Origin of the sequence: Aquabacterium olei (genome assembly GCF_003100395.1) — a bacterium.
Classification (GTDB): Bacteria; Pseudomonadota; Gammaproteobacteria; order Burkholderiales; family Burkholderiaceae_C; genus Aquabacterium; species Aquabacterium olei.
Genome location: NZ_CP029210.1, coordinates 3,569,293 through 3,584,251, shown reverse-complemented (window position 1 = coordinate 3,584,251; position 14,959 = coordinate 3,569,293). Strand labels below are relative to the sequence as shown.

14 protein-coding genes are annotated in these 14,959 nt (G+C 68.3%); 7 read left to right on the top strand and 7 right to left on the bottom strand.

Annotation, left to right across the window (positions count from 1 at the left end; genetic code table 11):
• Positions 1 to 23 precede the first annotated feature (23 nt).
• The 3 genes from DEH84_RS19495 (at position 24) to DEH84_RS16100 (ending at position 4,275) form a co-directional block, all read left to right on the top strand.
• The gene (locus tag DEH84_RS19495; protein WP_245932620.1) at positions 24 to 1,220 is read left to right on the top strand and encodes an alkane 1-monooxygenase; all 1,197 of its coding nucleotides are present in this window, start codon (positions 24 to 26) and stop codon (positions 1,218 to 1,220) included.
• 73 nt (positions 1,221 to 1,293) lie between these two features.
• The gene (locus DEH84_RS16105) at positions 1,294 to 2,751 is read left to right on the top strand and encodes a flavin-containing monooxygenase (RefSeq protein ID WP_109037782.1); all 1,458 of its coding nucleotides are present in this window, start codon (positions 1,294 to 1,296) and stop codon (positions 2,749 to 2,751) included.
• Positions 2,752 to 2,820: 69 nt separating this feature from the next.
• Positions 2,821 to 4,275 (top strand): SulP family inorganic anion transporter, encoded by a 1,455-nt coding sequence (locus tag DEH84_RS16100; RefSeq protein WP_109037780.1) that lies wholly within the window; start codon positions 2,821 to 2,823, stop codon positions 4,273 to 4,275.
• Positions 4,276 to 4,349: 74 nt separating this feature from the next.
• Here the strand turns inward: DEH84_RS16100 and rbp are convergent, their stop codons facing one another.
• Positions 4,350 to 4,703: an RNA-binding regulator gene (gene rbp / locus DEH84_RS16095; RefSeq protein WP_109037779.1), complete on the bottom strand. Its 354-nt coding sequence runs from the start codon at positions 4,701 to 4,703 to the stop codon at positions 4,350 to 4,352.
• A 279-nt stretch (positions 4,704 to 4,982) separates the two neighbouring features.
• Positions 4,983 to 5,795: an exodeoxyribonuclease III gene (locus tag DEH84_RS16090; protein ID WP_109037778.1), complete on the bottom strand. Its 813-nt coding sequence runs from the start codon at positions 5,793 to 5,795 to the stop codon at positions 4,983 to 4,985.
• Between the two features lie 15 nt (positions 5,796 to 5,810).
• Between DEH84_RS16090 and pyrE the strand changes: the two genes are divergently transcribed.
• The 3 genes from pyrE to DEH84_RS16075 all read left to right on the top strand — a co-directional run bounded on the left by pyrE (position 5,811) and on the right by DEH84_RS16075 (position 8,158).
• Positions 5,811 to 6,488 (top strand): orotate phosphoribosyltransferase, encoded by a 678-nt coding sequence (gene pyrE, locus DEH84_RS16085; protein ID WP_109037776.1) that lies wholly within the window; start codon positions 5,811 to 5,813, stop codon positions 6,486 to 6,488.
• Between the two features lie 63 nt (positions 6,489 to 6,551).
• On the top strand, positions 6,552 to 7,304 hold the full coding sequence (locus DEH84_RS16080; RefSeq protein WP_245932619.1) for a hypothetical protein: 753 nt from the start codon (positions 6,552 to 6,554) through the stop codon (positions 7,302 to 7,304).
• A 119-nt stretch (positions 7,305 to 7,423) separates the two neighbouring features.
• Positions 7,424 to 8,158, top strand: coding sequence for a hemerythrin domain-containing protein (locus DEH84_RS16075; RefSeq protein WP_109037774.1), 735 nt, complete (start codon positions 7,424 to 7,426; stop codon positions 8,156 to 8,158).
• 15 nt (positions 8,159 to 8,173) lie between these two features.
• On the opposite strand, the gene DEH84_RS16070 is transcribed toward DEH84_RS16075, so the two are convergent.
• From DEH84_RS16070 to gatC, 5 genes are all read right to left on the bottom strand, one after another.
• On the bottom strand, positions 8,174 to 9,550 hold the full coding sequence (locus DEH84_RS16070; protein ID WP_245932618.1) for a GAF domain-containing protein: 1,377 nt from the start codon (positions 9,548 to 9,550) through the stop codon (positions 8,174 to 8,176).
• Entirely contained in the window at positions 9,547 to 10,032 is a 486-nt protein-coding gene (locus tag DEH84_RS16065) for a hypothetical protein (RefSeq protein ID WP_109037772.1), read from the bottom strand. The genes DEH84_RS16070 and DEH84_RS16065 overlap by 4 nt, the downstream gene beginning before the upstream one ends.
• 81 nt (positions 10,033 to 10,113) lie before the next feature.
• Entirely contained in the window at positions 10,114 to 11,592 is a 1,479-nt protein-coding gene (gene gatB / locus DEH84_RS16060; protein WP_109037771.1) for an Asp-tRNA(Asn)/Glu-tRNA(Gln) amidotransferase subunit GatB, read from the bottom strand.
• A gap of 26 nt (positions 11,593 to 11,618) precedes the next feature.
• A complete protein-coding gene (gene gatA, locus DEH84_RS16055) occupies positions 11,619 to 13,175 on the bottom strand; it encodes an Asp-tRNA(Asn)/Glu-tRNA(Gln) amidotransferase subunit GatA (protein ID WP_109037769.1) in 1,557 nt (518 codons plus the stop codon).
• Positions 13,172 to 13,471 (bottom strand): Asp-tRNA(Asn)/Glu-tRNA(Gln) amidotransferase subunit GatC, encoded by a 300-nt coding sequence (gene gatC, locus DEH84_RS16050; protein WP_109037767.1) that lies wholly within the window; start codon positions 13,469 to 13,471, stop codon positions 13,172 to 13,174. Before gatC ends, gatA begins: the two co-directional genes overlap by 4 nt.
• A gap of 384 nt (positions 13,472 to 13,855) precedes the next feature.
• Here gatC and DEH84_RS16045 point away from each other — a divergent pair, with 384 nt between their 5' ends.
• Positions 13,856 to 14,899 (top strand): rod shape-determining protein, encoded by a 1,044-nt coding sequence (locus tag DEH84_RS16045; protein ID WP_109037765.1) that lies wholly within the window; start codon positions 13,856 to 13,858, stop codon positions 14,897 to 14,899.
• Positions 14,900 to 14,959: the final 60 nt, after the last annotated feature.

Sequence of the window (14,959 nt, the reverse complement as noted above, 5' to 3'; positions counted from 1 at the left end):
CACCCAGAACACGGAGACGCTCCATGGCCCTCTTCCACTACCTCAAGTACTTCCTCTTCCACGCCATCGGGCTCATGTCCCTGGCCTTCATCCTCGCGGGGGGCGCGTGGGTCACCGGCGGGCTGCTCACGGTCCTCGTCATCTACATGGTGGGCGATGCGGTCTGTGGTGACGACACCGCCACGCCCGTCTTCCGGCACCCCGGCATCCTGACCTTCCAGCTCTGGATGGCCCTGCCGCTGCTGGCGCTGATCGTGTTTGCCGCCGTGTGGTCCGTCAGCCCCGGGGATCCGCTGGGCTTCGGGGCGGCCCTGACCGGCCTCACCGGGTATGACGTGCTGGCCGCGCGCGCGGGCACCTTCTGGGCGCACCACGTCTCCACCATCCTGCTCACGGGCCTGATGATCGGCATGGTGGGCACCATCACCGCCCACGAGCTCACGCACCGCACCTGGGATCCGGTCTCGATGTTCATCGGCCGCTGGCTGCTGGCCTTCAGCTTCGACACCATCTTCTCGATCGAACACGTCTACGGCCACCACCGCTACGTGTCCACCATCGACGACCCGGCCACCGCGCCGCGCGGCCGCAACGTGTACTTCCATGTGGTGGCCTCCACCATCAAGGGCAACGTGAGCGCGTGGCGCATCGAGCGCCGCCGCCTGCAGCGCACCGGGCAGGCCGTGTTCGGCCCGGGCAACGCCGTCCTCCGCGGGCACCTCATGAGCTTGCTGCTCGTGGCCGTGGCCGGTGCCATCGGTGGGTGGGCGGGCGCGGCTTTCTTCGTGGCCTGCGCGCTGTGGGGCAAGGCCCTGCTCGAGATCGTCAACTACATGGAACACTACGGCATGGTGCGCGACCCGAAGACACCCGTGCAGCCCCGCCACTCGTGGAACACCAACAAGCGCATCAGCTCGTGGTCGATGTTCAACCTCACGCGCCACTCGCACCACCACGCGCAGGGCGAGGTGCCCTACCAGGACCTCAAGCCTTTCCCCGATGCGCCCATGATGATCAGCGGCTACCTCACCACCATCGTCGTGGCCATGATCCCGCCGCTGTGGCACCGCCTGATGACGCCCAAGGTACTGGACTGGGATCGCCGTTACGCCACGCCCGACGAGCGCCGCCTGGCGGCCGAGGCCAACGCCCGCAGCGGCATCCCGGCGCTGATGGCGCAGGTGTCGGCGCCGGCCAACCGCAGCGCGCAGACCGCCTGACGCGGCAAGCCCCGCACCCGGGGGCGGGTTTTCATTCTGACAATGACCGTGGTCAATTGCGCACAATGCCCCCATGCAGTACCACACCGCCCTCATCATCGGCAGCGGCTTCGGCGGCCAGGCTGCCGCTGTCAACCTGCGCCGCATCGGCATCGAAGACTTCCTGATCCTCGAGCGCCGCCCGTGGATGGGCGGCACCTGGAGCCAGAACAGCTATCCCGGTGCCGCGGTCGACGTGCAGTCGCCGCTGTACTCGCTCTCGTTCGAGCCCTACCCGTGGACGCAGATGTTTGCCGAGCAGCACGAGCTGGTCGAGTACACCAACCATGTGCTGGCCAAACACGGCCTGCGTGACAAGACCCGGCTGGACGCCAACGTCACCCAGGTGCAGTGGGACGAGGCCCGCCAGCTCTGGCAGGTGGACACCGAAGCAGCGGGCCGCTTCGAGGCCAAGTACGTCATCAACGCCTCGGGCCCGCTGAGCACGCCCGTGATCCCGAACTTCAAGGGCCGCGACACCTTCCAGGGCCGCAGCTTCCACACCAACGCCTGGGACCACGGCTACGACCTCCAGGGCAAGCGCGTGGCCATCATCGGCAGCGGCGCGAGCGCCGCCCAGGTCATCCCGGCCATCGCCCCCGAGGTGGGGCAGCTGCACGTCTTCCAGCGCACCCCGCACTGGGTGCTGCCGCGACCCGATCACACTTTCTCGCGCTTCGAGCGCGCGCTGCTGAAGAACCGCGTCATCTACAAGGCGCTGCGCACCGCCATCTACTGGGGCCTGGAGAGCCGCATCATCGGCTTCAAGTACTCCAAGACCATGCTCAACGTGGTCGCCCAGCAGGCCGCCCTCAAGCACATCCGCCGGCAGATTGCCGATCCGAAGCTCCGCGAAGCCGTCACGCCCGACTACACCATCGGCTGCAAGCGCATCATCCTGTCGAGCACGCTGTACCCGGCGCTGTGCCGGCCCAATGTGCAGCTGCACCCGAAGGACGACGGCATCGCCGAGATCAACGCGCGTGGCATCCTCACGGCCCAGGGTCAGCAGATCGACCTTGACCTGATCGTGTACTCCACGGGCTACGACGCCACCGACGGGGTTGTTTCCTACCCCGTGATCGGCAAGGGCGGCCAGACCCTGCAGGGTTTCTGGGCCGATTACCCGCGTGCCTACCTGGGCACCGCCATGCCCGGCTTTCCGAACCTGTTCATCGTCACGGGGCCCAACACCGGCATCGGCCACACCTCGGCCATCTTCGTGATCGAGGCGCAGATGGAGTACATCCGCCGCGCCATTGCAGCCACCCAGAAGCAGGGCGCGAAGGCCATCGAGGTGAAGGCCGAGGCCGAGGCCGACTACACCGCCATGATCCATCGCGAGATGACGCAAACGGTGTGGCACGCAGGCGGCTGCAACAGCTGGTACAAGAGCAAGAGCGGGCGCGTGATCGCCATGTTCCCCGGCTTCAGCTTCACCTTCCGCCAGCTGGCCCGGGCCTTCAAGCCCGCGCACCACCGTTTCAGCTGAATACCCGGGGCTGTACCATCGCGGTCCCGCGGCCGGCCGGCTGCGGTGTCCCTGCGGATGGATCCCCTCATGAACGTCAGACACCTGCGGGCCGACGTGCTCGCCGGCATCACCACCTCGTTTGCGCTCGTGCCCGAGTGCATCGCCTTCGCGCTGGTGGCCCACCTCCATCCGCTGATGGGGCTGTACGGCGCCTTCATCCTGTGCACGATCACGGCGCTGTTCGGCGGCCGGCCCGGCATGGTCTCGGGCGCGGCGGGCTCGATGGCCGTGGTCATCGTGGCCCTGGTGGTGCAGCACGGCGTGCAGTACCTGCTGGCCACGGTGCTCATGTCGGGGCTGATCATGCTGGCGTTCGGGCTGCTCAGGCTCGGCAAGCTGGTGCGCATGGTGCCGCACCCCGTCATGCTGGGCTTCGTCAACGGGCTGGCCATCGTCATCGCCACCGCCCAGCTCGAACACTTCAAGCACGATGGCGTCTGGCTGACCGGCACACCGATGGCGCTGATGGTCGGCCTCGTCGTTGCGACCATGGCCGTGGTCTATCTGCTCCCGCGCCTGACCCGCGCCGTGCCGCCTGCCCTGGTCGCCATCGTGGGCGTGGGGCTGGCGGTGTCGGCGCTGGGCCTGCCCACGCGCACGCTGGGCGACATGGCCCACATTGCGGGGGGCCTGCCAGTGTTCGCCTGGCCCGACTTGGCCTGGAACTTCGACACGCTGAAGACGATCGCGCCCTATGCGGTGCTGATGGCCATGGTGGGCCTGCTGGAGACCCTGCTGACGCTCAACCTCACCGACGAGCTCACCGAAAGCCGTGGCGACCCTGACCGCGAGTGTGTGGCCCTGGGCGGCGCCAACATCGTCTCCGGGCTGTTCGGCGGCATGGGCGGCTGCGCCATGATCGGCCAGACCGTCATCAACCTGCGATCCGGCGGACGAGGGCGCCTTTCGGGCGTCGTGGCCGGCGTCATGGTGCTGCTGTTCGTGCTCTTCCTGTCGCCGCTGATCGAGCGCATCCCGCTGGCCGCGCTGGTGGGCGTGATGTTCGTCGTGGCGCAGCAGACCTTTGCGTGGGCCTCGCTGCGCGTGGTCCGCAAGGTGCCGCGCAACGACGTGCTGATGATCGTGCTCGTCACCGTGATCACCGTGCTGACCGACCTGGCCACCGCCGTGCTGTGCGGCATCGTGCTGGCCGCCCTCGATTTCGCGTGGCAGCACGCCCGCGCACTCTATGCCGACAGCCACACCGAGCCCGACGGCAGCAAGCTGTACCGGGTGCACGGCACGTTGTTCTTCGCGTCGGTCACGCCCTTCCTGCAACAGTTCGATCCGGCCGGCGATCCGCCCGAGGTCACGCTCGACTGCGCACACCTGAGTTTCGTCGACTATTCGGCCATCGAGGCCCTCAGGACCCTGCGCGAGCGCTATGCCCGCGCGGGCAAGCACCTGCGCGTGGTGCACCTGTCGCCGCGCTGCCGTCAGCTGCTCAAGCGGGCCGGTGTGGCGCCAGGCAGCGCGGTCTGAGGCGGATGGGCCGCGGCCCGGACGAAAAAAAAACCGACTCAGGAGAGCCGGTCTTTCACTGGAAGCGACGGGGCTCAGTAGCGACCGCCACCGTAGCCACCCGTGCCGTAGCCCACGTCCGCACGCTTGGTGGCGGTGTAGCCCGCGGCGCCGTAGCCGCCCGCGCTGCTGCCCTTGTCTTCGCGGGGACGCGCCAGGCTGACGACAATCGAGCGCCCATCGACGGACATGCCATTCAGCCCGGTGATGGCGGCCTGGGCCATTTCGGCCGAGCCCATTTCCACGAAGCCGAAGCCCTTGGAGTTGCCGGTGTCACGGTCTGTCATGACCTTGGCCGAGGCCACACGGCCGAACTCGGCAAAGTTGCTTTTCAGGCTGTCGTCGGTCACGGAGTAGGGCAGGTTGCCCACGTAGATCTTGCTGCTCATGGAAGAGCCTTTCTGGATGAGGTGCACCGTCACGATGCGGGTGTGCGAAACGCGTCCGCAGCAACGGGGTGTGGGAACGGATCTGCGGTGCGCAGGTCCTTCGGCACGGGGGGAGGGCCGGCTTGCGCATGGGGCTGCCGGCCTGAGTGAGGTGGACCGAGCGAGGCGGCAGGGGCCGCAGTCGGTCGGACGTGGCGCAGGCTCAGGGGCCTGCGCAAGCGCACTTTATATCACCAAATAATATTTTCAGTAAGAAATATTATTTCTGGTTTTAAGCGATCACAGGCTGAAGTCGTAATCCACCGTCAGCGGGGCATGGTCGCTGAACCACTGGTCCTTGTAGACGCTGGCGGCGCGGGCGGTTTCGGCCAGGGCCGGCGTGGCCAGGTGGTAGTCGATGCGCCACCCCACGTTCTTCGCCCGGGCCTGGCCGCGGTTGCTCCACCATGTGTAGCAGGCGTCGGTCGTGTCCGGGTGCAGCCGGCGGTACACATCGACCAGCCCGGCGCCCCCGGCCGGGTCCAGCAGCGCCGTCATCCAGGCGCGCTCTTCCGGCAGAAAACCCGAGTTCTTCAGGTTGCCCTTCCAGTTCTTCAGGTCGGCTTCCTTGTGCGCGATGTTGACGTCACCCACCAGGATGAACTCGCGCTCGGCGCGCAGCCGCGCCAGGTGCGGCGCGATCATGTCCAGAAAGCGGTACTTGGCCGCCTGGCGTTCGTCGCCGCTCGAGCCGCTCGGGAAGTAGCAGCTGATCAACGAGAGCTTGCGCCCCGGCTTGTCGAAGCGCAGTTCCACCCAGCGCCCCTCGGCGTCGAACTGCGTGGTCACATCGTGCGTGCCCAGGCCGATCAACACGTCCGACGGTTCGTGGCGCGTGTAGATGCCCACGCCCGAGTAACCCTTCTTCTCGGCGTGGTGGAAATGGCCCTGCATGCCCGCAATCGTGCGGAGTGCCGGCGGCATGTCGTCGGCGTGGACCTTCAGTTCCTGCACGCCCATACAATCGGCCGACACCGATTCTGCCCAGGGCACCAGGCCCTTCGTGGCCGCAGAGCGGATGCCATTGACGTTCAGAGAGACCAGACGAAACACGAGACACCATCCATCATGAGCACCACCCTTTCGAACGACTCTCTGGCCCAGGATTTCGTGGCCTTCGCGGTGCAATCGCAGGTGCTGCGGTTCGGGGAATTCAAGACCAAGGCAGGGCGCCTGTCACCCTATTTCTTCAATGCCGGCCTGTTCGACGACGGCGCCAAGCTCGGCCGTCTGGCTGAATTCTATGCACGCCGGCTGATCGCGTCCGGCCTGCAGTTCGACATGCTGTTCGGCCCGGCCTACAAGGGCATCACGCTGGCGGCTGCCGTGTCGATCGAGCTGGCCCGTCTGGGCCACAACAAGCCCTTTGCCTACAACCGCAAGGAAGCCAAGGACCATGGCGAGGGCGGCACCCTGGTGGGCGCGCCCGTGCAGGGCCGCGTGCTCATCATCGACGACGTGATCTCGGCCGGCACCTCGGTGCGCGAGTCCATCGAGCTGATCAAGGCGGCCGGCGCCACCCCCTGCGGCGTGACGATCGCACTGGACCGCCAGGAAAAGGCCACGGCCAACGGGCAGGATGCTGCCGAAAGCGCCGTCCAGCAGGTCGAACAGCACTATGGCCTGCCGGTGGTGGCCATTGCCACCCTGCGCGACCTGCTGCAGTACCTGGGCGCCCAGTCCGACCCGGCGCTGTCCGCGTTCCACCCGGCGGTGGAAGCCTATCGTCAACGCTACGGCGTCTGAGCCACCGATGGTGGCAGACTGATGTGGCCGCCACCGGCGGTCTGCGTCATGATGGAGTCCGTGATGAGCCCGATTGCCTTTCGCCGTTCCGTGTCCCGCGTCCGCGCCCTGTGCGGCGACGCCGGCGTGCGCGGGCAGGGGCGCCGGCTGGGCCTCGTCGCCCTCACGCTGGCCGCCCTTGCAGGCAGCGGCCCGGTCGCGGCGGCGGCCTCCGGGTCGGGCATCTATTCCTGCATCGACAGCGCCGGGCGCCGTTACACCTCCGACCGGCCGATTCCGGAATGCCTCGACCGCGAGCAGCGTGTGCTCAACCGGGATGGCTCCCAGCGGCAGGTGCTGCCCCCGCGGATGAATGCCGAGGAGCGCGCGGCCGAGGAAGAGCGCCAGCGCCAGCGCGCGCAGGCCGAGGCCGCCCGCAAGGATGCCATCCGGCGTGATCGCAATCTGGTGCTGCGTTATCCGAACGAGGGCGCCCACCAGCGCGCCCGCGAAGGCGCGCTCGACGACCTCCGCAAGGCCATTGCCTCGTCCGAGCGCCAGGTGGCGCAGTTGCAGGACGAGCGCAAGGGCCTGATGGCCGAGGCCGAGTTCTACAAAGGCAAGCGCATCCCGGTCAAGCTGAAGTCCCAGCTTGATGCCAACGAGGCGCAGCAGCAGGCCCAGCGCGACATCATCCTCAACCAGCAGGCCGAGATGGGGCGCATCAACGCGTTCTACGACACCGAGCTGGCGCGCCTGCGCAAGCTGTGGGCGGGCGCCGCGCCCGGGTCGCTGGAGGCCGATGCGCCGAGCGCCGCTGCCTCGGCCGGCCGCTGACCGGCGCCGGGCTGCGATCCGATCCCTTAGTGTTTTCTTAAGGTTGCGCTAGCAGAGTCTTAGCAGCGCGCCGGGGCGTGCCTTTCTAAGCTGGGCTCTCCATTCACAGGAGAGCCGACATGCCCCATCACCCCCACGCCGAAGCCCAGGCCACCCCCCGTCTGGATCTGTACGCCCCCATTCACAAGGCCTTGCGCGCCTGGATGTTCGACACCGTGATGAGGGTCGGGCGCACCGACGGCCTGGATGCCGAGGGCCTTCAGCAGACCCTGTCCCGGGTGGCGTCGCTCCTCGCCGTCTGCGAGAGCCACATCCACCACGAGCAGGTCTTTCTCCATCCCCTGCTGGAGCAGGGCCGCCACAATGCGGCGCAGGCGGCCGACCAGGCCCACGCCGGTCATGCCCGCGACATCGCGCGCCTGCGCAGCCTCGTCAGCCAGGTGCGCGAATCCAGCCCCGCCGAACGGGATCCCATGCTGATGACGCTGTACCGCGCGCTGTCGGTGTTCGTGGCCGAGAACCTCACGCACATGCACTGGGAAGAGACGGTGCACAACGAGACGCTGTGGGCCTGCTACACCGACGCGCAGCTGATGCAGGCCCACGATGCGCTGGTGCAGAGCATCACGCCGCAGGAGATGGCGGAAACCTTGCGCCACATGCTGCCGGCGCTCGCGCCGTGCGAGCGCCTCGGCATGCTCTCCGACATGCGCGCCAAGATGCCCCCCGGTGCGTTCGAGGGCATTCTGGCCCTGGCTCACGAAGTGCTGAGCGTCCACGATGCGGCAGCCGTGCTGCAGGGCCTCGGGCTCCCGCTCCATCTGCCTGCGGTCCGCGCACCGGCGCACGGATGACCTCGTGGCCGACCCTCAGCCGCGCTCGATGAGGTCCAGTTCGGCCTGAACGTCCAGCCGGAAACGCCCCCTCCCGGTCTTCACGATCTGGATGGGGACCTCGCGCTCGGCCAGGCGCCGCTGCAGCAGGATCAGCCGGGCCTCCAGGTTGTCTGCCACATCGGGCAGCCCCAGGCTGGCATCCAGGCGCAGCTCGCGGTTGCTGAAGTCCTGTCGCCCCTCCTGATGCCAGCAGCGCAGCAAACGCCACAGGATGGCGCCGGCCACGCCCTTGATCAGGTAGTCCTGGTCCACGAACACGCTGTGCGTGTGCGGGTGGTGGTGCACGCTGATGCGCGGGGCGCCCTCCGGCGTGATCGGCGCCGAAGCGGTGGGTGGCGGGCCGCCCACCGTGGCCTCGTCCGGGGCCGCCTCCATCGGCTGCAGCAGCGACAGCGCCAGGGCCAGGGGCGCGGCCACCGAGACCAGGGCGTCTTCGTCGTCGTGGCTGAAGTGCTGGTCCTCGGTGCTTTCGGCCATCAGCACGCCGACCACCCGCCCCATGAGCTTGAGCGGGACGGCCAGCTGGCTGCGCGGGGCCGCCAGGCCGGGCAGGGGGATTTCTTCGCGCAGGCCGCCATCCAGCCCCACGTCCTCACTGCGTTGCCGGATGGCGCGTGCGTAGGTCTGGGACATGGCCATGTGCCCGATGCGGATGGGCACGCCCTCGCGCGCCGCGATGCCCGCCACGCCCTGGCCCAGCGGCACCTCCGCCCCCACGCCCGATGTCTCGTAGCCCAGGCTCGCCACCGTGTACAGGCTGTGCTGCTGCGGGTCGATCAGCAGGATCATGCTGTGCTCGATGCGCAGGTGGTCCCGCATGGCAGCCAGGGTTTCGTCGAGCAGCGTCGCCATGTCGTGACAGGCGCTCAGCCGGTCCATCACGGCGCGGGTGCCGGCCCCGATGTCGCACCGGGGCGCGGGCGCCTGCAGCGTCTTGCGCCCCGGGATCATTTCCACCGACTCGACCTCATAGAAGTCGGCGCCCTGCAGGTGATAGACCTTTTCCATGCCGCAGTGCGCGGCGATGCCGGCCAGCTTGGCCTTCATCCGCTCGAAGACGGGGCCGGCGTGCTCGGTGCGCAGGTAGCGCAGCTGCAGCCGCACGCCGGCCGCGGTGTAGGGGTCGTCGACCGTGACCGCACACCGCCGTGTGGCGAGGATGTTCTCGCGACTGCGGTTGAAGAACTGGAAGGACAGGGCCACGTGGGCCTCGTCCACGTACTCCACCTGCGACAGGTAGCACAGGTGCGGCACGCCCTCGGCCGACACCGTGCACATCGTGGCGGGGATCACGCCCTCGAACATCCGGCGCAGCCCGCCGAGCGTGATGGCCTGCGTGCCGGGGCTCACGCGTGCACCTCGATCGGGCGGCCCGCGCCGGGGCCGGGGCTCTGGTTCCAGGCCCCATAGGGCGTGAAGGTGACGGCGTGCAGGCGGTCCGGGCTGTCGACATCGAGCCAGGCCGATGCGAACACCTCGTCGAACCCGAAGGGGCGGATCTCCGTGACGAAGCGCAGCTTGTGTTCGCGTCGGTGCAGCCAGTCTTCGGGCTGCGCCGGCGACACCGCCGCGTCCCGCCCCTTGATCTGCACGGTCCTGTGCGTGGTGGGCTGGCACAGCACCACGGCCACCTGGGGCACCTCGCGAATGGCGTCCAGCAGGGCGTCCGCCGCGGGCGAGGAGAGCAGCACCGACAGGCGGTGGTCGGGCTCGACCCGGATGGCCAGCGCCCGGTTCAGCAAGGGCAAGCCTTGCGCCGTGCGGCCGCCGAGGTGGATCGACAGGCCGATGCGCAGGTAGTCCAGCAGGTCGGGGTGAAGGGGGCGGCTCACGCGCAGGTCCGGTGAGGGGGATGGCCGATTCTGGAGGAAAGCCGGCCCCCTCACAACGCGCGGCCACCCCGCGTCGGGGGATCAGCCCGCCAGCTTCTTCTTCAGCAGCTCATTGACAGCCGCCGGGTTGGCCTTGCCCTTGGTGGCCTTCATGGCCTGGCCCACCAGCGCGTTGAAGGCCTTCTCCTTGCCGGCGCGGAACTCCTCCACCGACTTGGCGTTGGCCGCCAGCACCTCGTCGAGGATGCGCTCGAGCTCGCCGGTGTCGCTCATCTGCTTGAGGCCCTTGGCCTCGATCAGCGCGTCCACCCGGGCCACATCGTCGCCCGCACCTTCGCCGTTCCACAGCGCATCGAACACCTGCTTGGCGCCGGCGTTCGAGATCGTGCCGTCGCTGATGCGGCCGATCATCGCGGCCAGCAGCGCGGGCGACACGGGCGACGCATCCAGCGTCTGCTCGGCCGCATTCAGCCGGCGCGAGACCTCGCCCATCAGCCAGTTCGACACCAGCTTCGGCTGACCGCAGGCCTTGGCCGCCGTCTCGAAGAAGGCGCCGAAGGCCTTGGACTGCGTCATCATCGTCGCGTCGTACTCGGGCAGGCCGTAGTCCTTCACGAAGCGCTCGGCCATCACGCGCGGCAGCTCGGGCATCGTCGCCTTCACGCGCTCGACCCACTCGGGGGCGATCACCAGCGGCGGCAGGTCGGGGTCCGGGAAGTAGCGGTAGTCGTGCGCGTCTTCCTTGGTGCGCATGGCCCGCGTCTCGCCCGTGTCCGGGTTGAACAGCACGGTGGCCTGCTGGATGGCGTAGCCGTCCTCGATCTGGTCGATCTGCCAGTTGATCTCGAAGTCGGTGGCCTGCTGCAGGAACTTGAAGCTGTTGAGGTTCTTGATCTCGCGGCGCGTGCCCAGCGGGCCGCCCGGCTTGCGCACCGACACGTTCACGTCGCAGCGGAACGAGCCTTCCTGCATGTTGCCGTCGCAGATGCCCAGCCACACCACCAGCGCGTGCAGTGCGCGCGCGTACTCGGCGGCCTCGGCGCTGCTGCGCATGTCGGGTTCGGTCACGATCTCCAGCAGCGGCGTGCCGGCGCGGTTCAGGTCGATGCCCGACGACTTCTCACCGTTGAAGCCGGCGAAGTCCTCGTGCAGCGACTTGCCTGCGTCTTCTTCCAGGTGGGCGCGCACCAGGCGCACCGTGTGGGGCTTGTCGCCCACGAAGAAACTCACCGTGCCACCCTGCACGACGGGGATCTCGTACTGGCTGATCTGGTAGCCCTTGGGCAGGTCGGGGTAGAAGTAGTTCTTGCGCGCGAAGATCGAGCGCGGCGCGATGTGCGAGCCGACCGACAGGCCGAACGCGATCGCGCGCTCGACGGCGCCGTGGTTCATCACCGGCAGCGTGCCGGGCAGGGCCATGTCCACCGGGCAGGCCTGGGTGTTGGGCTCGGCGCCGAAGCGGGTCGAGGCGCCCGAGAAGATCTTCGATTGCGTCGAGAGCTGGACGTGGGTTTCGATGCCGATCACGACCTCGTAGCCACGGACAAGAAGGGAACTCATGGTGTGTGTCTCGCTGGGCGTTCGGGTCAGGCCAGGGCGGCGGGCACGCGCTGGTGCCAGTCGGTCACCTGCTGGAAGGCGTGGGCCGCGTGCAGCAGGCGGGCCTCCTGCCAGTAGTTGCCGATCAGCTGCAGGCCCACGGGCATGCCGTGCTCACCGAAGCCGCAGGGCACGCTCATGCCCGGCAGGCCGGCCAGCGAGGCGGGCAGCGTGAAGATGTCGGCCAGGTACTCGGCCACCGGATCAGTCTGTGAGCCAGACGTGGTTGCGATCGGGCGGGCCACCGTGGGCGCCACCGGGCCGGCGATCACGTCGCACTGCTGGAAGGCGGCCTGGAAGTCGTCGGCAATCATGCGGCGCAGCTTCTGGGCCTGCAGGTAGTAGGCGTCGTAATAGCCGTGGCTCAGCACATAGGTGCCGATCATGATGCGGCGTTTGACCTCGGCGCCGAAACCTTCGGCGCGGGTCTTGCAGTACATGTCGTTCAGGTCGCTGTATTTGGCCGCGCGGTGGCCGAACTTGACGCCGTCGTAGCGGCTCAGGTTGGACGAGGCCTCGGCCGGCGCAATGATGTAGTACACCGGGATCGACAGCTCGGTGCGCGGCAGGCTGATGTCGACCAGCGTGGCGCCCATGGCTTCGAGCTGGGCCAGTGCGGCGCGCGTGGCGGCCAGCACGCCGGCTTCCACGCCCTCGCCGAAGAATTCCTTGGGCACGCCCACGCGCAGGCCGGCCAGCGGGCGGGCCTTGTCGGCGAGTTCGGCCGACAGGGTCAGCGCGGCGAGGTCCTTGCCGATCACGCCGGGCTGATTGGCGGCCAGGCTGCCGTCATGCAGTCGCACCTGCTCGGCGCTGGTGGCATCACGCGGGTCGAAGCCGCTCATGGCATCCAGCATCAGCGCGCAGTCTTCGGCGGTGCGGGCCATCGGGCCTGCCTGGTCGAGCGACGAGGCAAAGGCGATCATGCCGTAGCGCGAGCAGCGGCCGTAGGTCGGCTTGATGCCGGTGATGCCGGTCAGCGCCGCGGGCTGGCGGATCGAGCCGCCGGTGTCGGTGCCGGTGGTGGCCGCCACCAGGCGCGCGGCCACGGCCACGGCCGAGGCGCCCGACGAGCCGCCGGGAATGCGGCTGGTGTCCCACGGGTTGCGAGCCACGCCATAGGCCGAGTTCTCGTTGGCGCCGCCCATCGCGAACTCGTCGCAGTTGAGCTTGCCCAGGTTCACCACGCCGGCGGCCTTGAGCCGGGCCACCACGGTGGCGTCGAACGGGCTCTGGTAGCCCTGCAGCATCTTCGAGGCGGCGGTGGTGGGCTGCCCTTCGGTCACGAAGATGTCCTTGTGGGCGATGGGCACGCCGTCCAGCCGGCTCAGGGCCTGGCCGGCCGCGCGGCGGGCGTCCGACGCGGCTGCGGCGGCCAGGGCGCCCTCGGCGTCGACGTGCAGGAAGGCACCCAGCTGGGTGTGCGCGGCAATGCGGTCGAGCGCGTGCTGCGTGAGGGCCACGGAGGTGGTCAGGCCGGCGGCCAGGGCATCGGCCTGACGGGCCAGGGTCAGGTCGTGCAGTGCAGTGGAAGCGGCGGTCATTCGATCACCTTCGGAACCAGGAACAGGCCGCCGTCGCGGGCGGGGGCGTTGGCCATGTTGGCCTCGCGTGCGTCACCTTCGGTGACCGCATCCTCGCGCAGGCGCAGGGTCACGTCCTGGATGGCAGACAGGGGGGTGTACAGGGGCGCGACACCGGAGGTGTCGACGGCGCGCATCTTCTCGACGATGGCGAAGAAATCATTGAGCTGCGTGAGCATCGCAGCCTGCTCGTCGTCGCGCAGTTCAAGGCGCGCGAGCTGGGCGATGCGGCTGACGTCGGTGGGGGTCAGGGCCATGGGTGCTGTCCAGGTTCTCGAATGGATGGCCGACCGCCGGCGGCGTGTCGCGCTGCACAGACGGGGTCATGCCTGTGTGCAAGTGCAAGCACGCGTTTCCGCACCCCTTCGAGGGCGGCAAAGGCGGGGCCTTGGGGTATTATCCTAGGTTATCCACAAGCCACGTTTCTGCAGGGAAAGCGGGTCGCGTGTTCTTCACAAAAGAGCCCGGCCGGAGACGCGCAGAAAGGTGGCCTGGGGGAAGCTTTCATGACGCGCAGCCGGGGTCTTCGGACACAGGCTGCGCGTGTCGTTTTCCGAGGGGCTGCGCTGTCCGCCTGCCGCCGCACGTGAGTCCGCCGTGCCGCCCGCAGGGATGCGCCGCCCGCGCTGGAGCCCTGATTCATGTATTCCATGTTCCGCAAGTACTTCTCGACCGACCTGGCCATCGACCTGGGTACCGCCAACACGCTGATTTATGTGCGTGACAAGGGCATCGTGCTGGACGAGCCGTCGGTGGTGTCCATCCGCCACGAGGGTGGACCCAACGGCAAGAAGACCATCCAGGCCGTGGGTGCCGAGGCCAAGGCCATGCTGGGCAAGGTGCCCGGCAACATCGAGGCCATCCGCCCGATGAAGGACGGCGTGATCGCCGACTTCACCGTCACCGAGCAGATGCTCAAGCAGTTCATCAAGATGGTGCATCCGCGCTCGGTGTTGAAGCCGTCGCCGCGCATCATCATCTGCGTGCCCTGCGGCTCGACCCAGGTCGAGCGACGCGCCATCCGTGAATCGGCGCTGGGCGCCGGCGCCTCCGAGGTCTACCTGATCGAAGAGCCCATGGCCGCGGCCATCGGTGCCGGTCTGCCCGTGTCGGAAGCCTCTGGCTCGATGGTGGTCGACATCGGCGGCGGCACCACCGAGGTCGGCGTGATCTCGCTGGGCGGCATGGTCTACAAGGGCTCGGTCCGCGTCGGCGGCGACAAGTTCGACGAGCACATCATCAGCTACATCCGCCGCAACTACGGCATGCTGATCGGCGAGCCCACGGCCGAAGCCATCAAGAAGGAAATCGGCAGCGCGTTCCCGGGCTCCGAGGTCAAGGAGATGGAAGTCAAGGGCCGCAACCTGTCCGAAGGCGTGCCGCGCAGCTTCACCATCTCGTCCAACGAGATCCTCGAAGCCCTGACCGACCCGCTCAACCAGATCGTCTCGGCCGTGAAGAACGCGCTGGAGCAGACCCCGCCCGAACTGGGCGCCGACATCGCCGAGCGCGGCATGATGCTGACCGGCGGCGGCGCGCTGCTGCGCGATCTGGACCGCCTGCTGGCCGAAGAAACCGGCCTGCCCGTGCTGGTGGCCGAAGACCCGCTGACCTGTGTGGTGCGCGGTTGCGGCATGGCGCTCGAGCGCATGGAGCGCCTGGGCAGCATCTTCACCTCGGAGTAATTCCCGCTTGGCGCAGGCGGAAGGCGCAGGCATCCTGCCGCATCCCCGTTTGCCGACGCC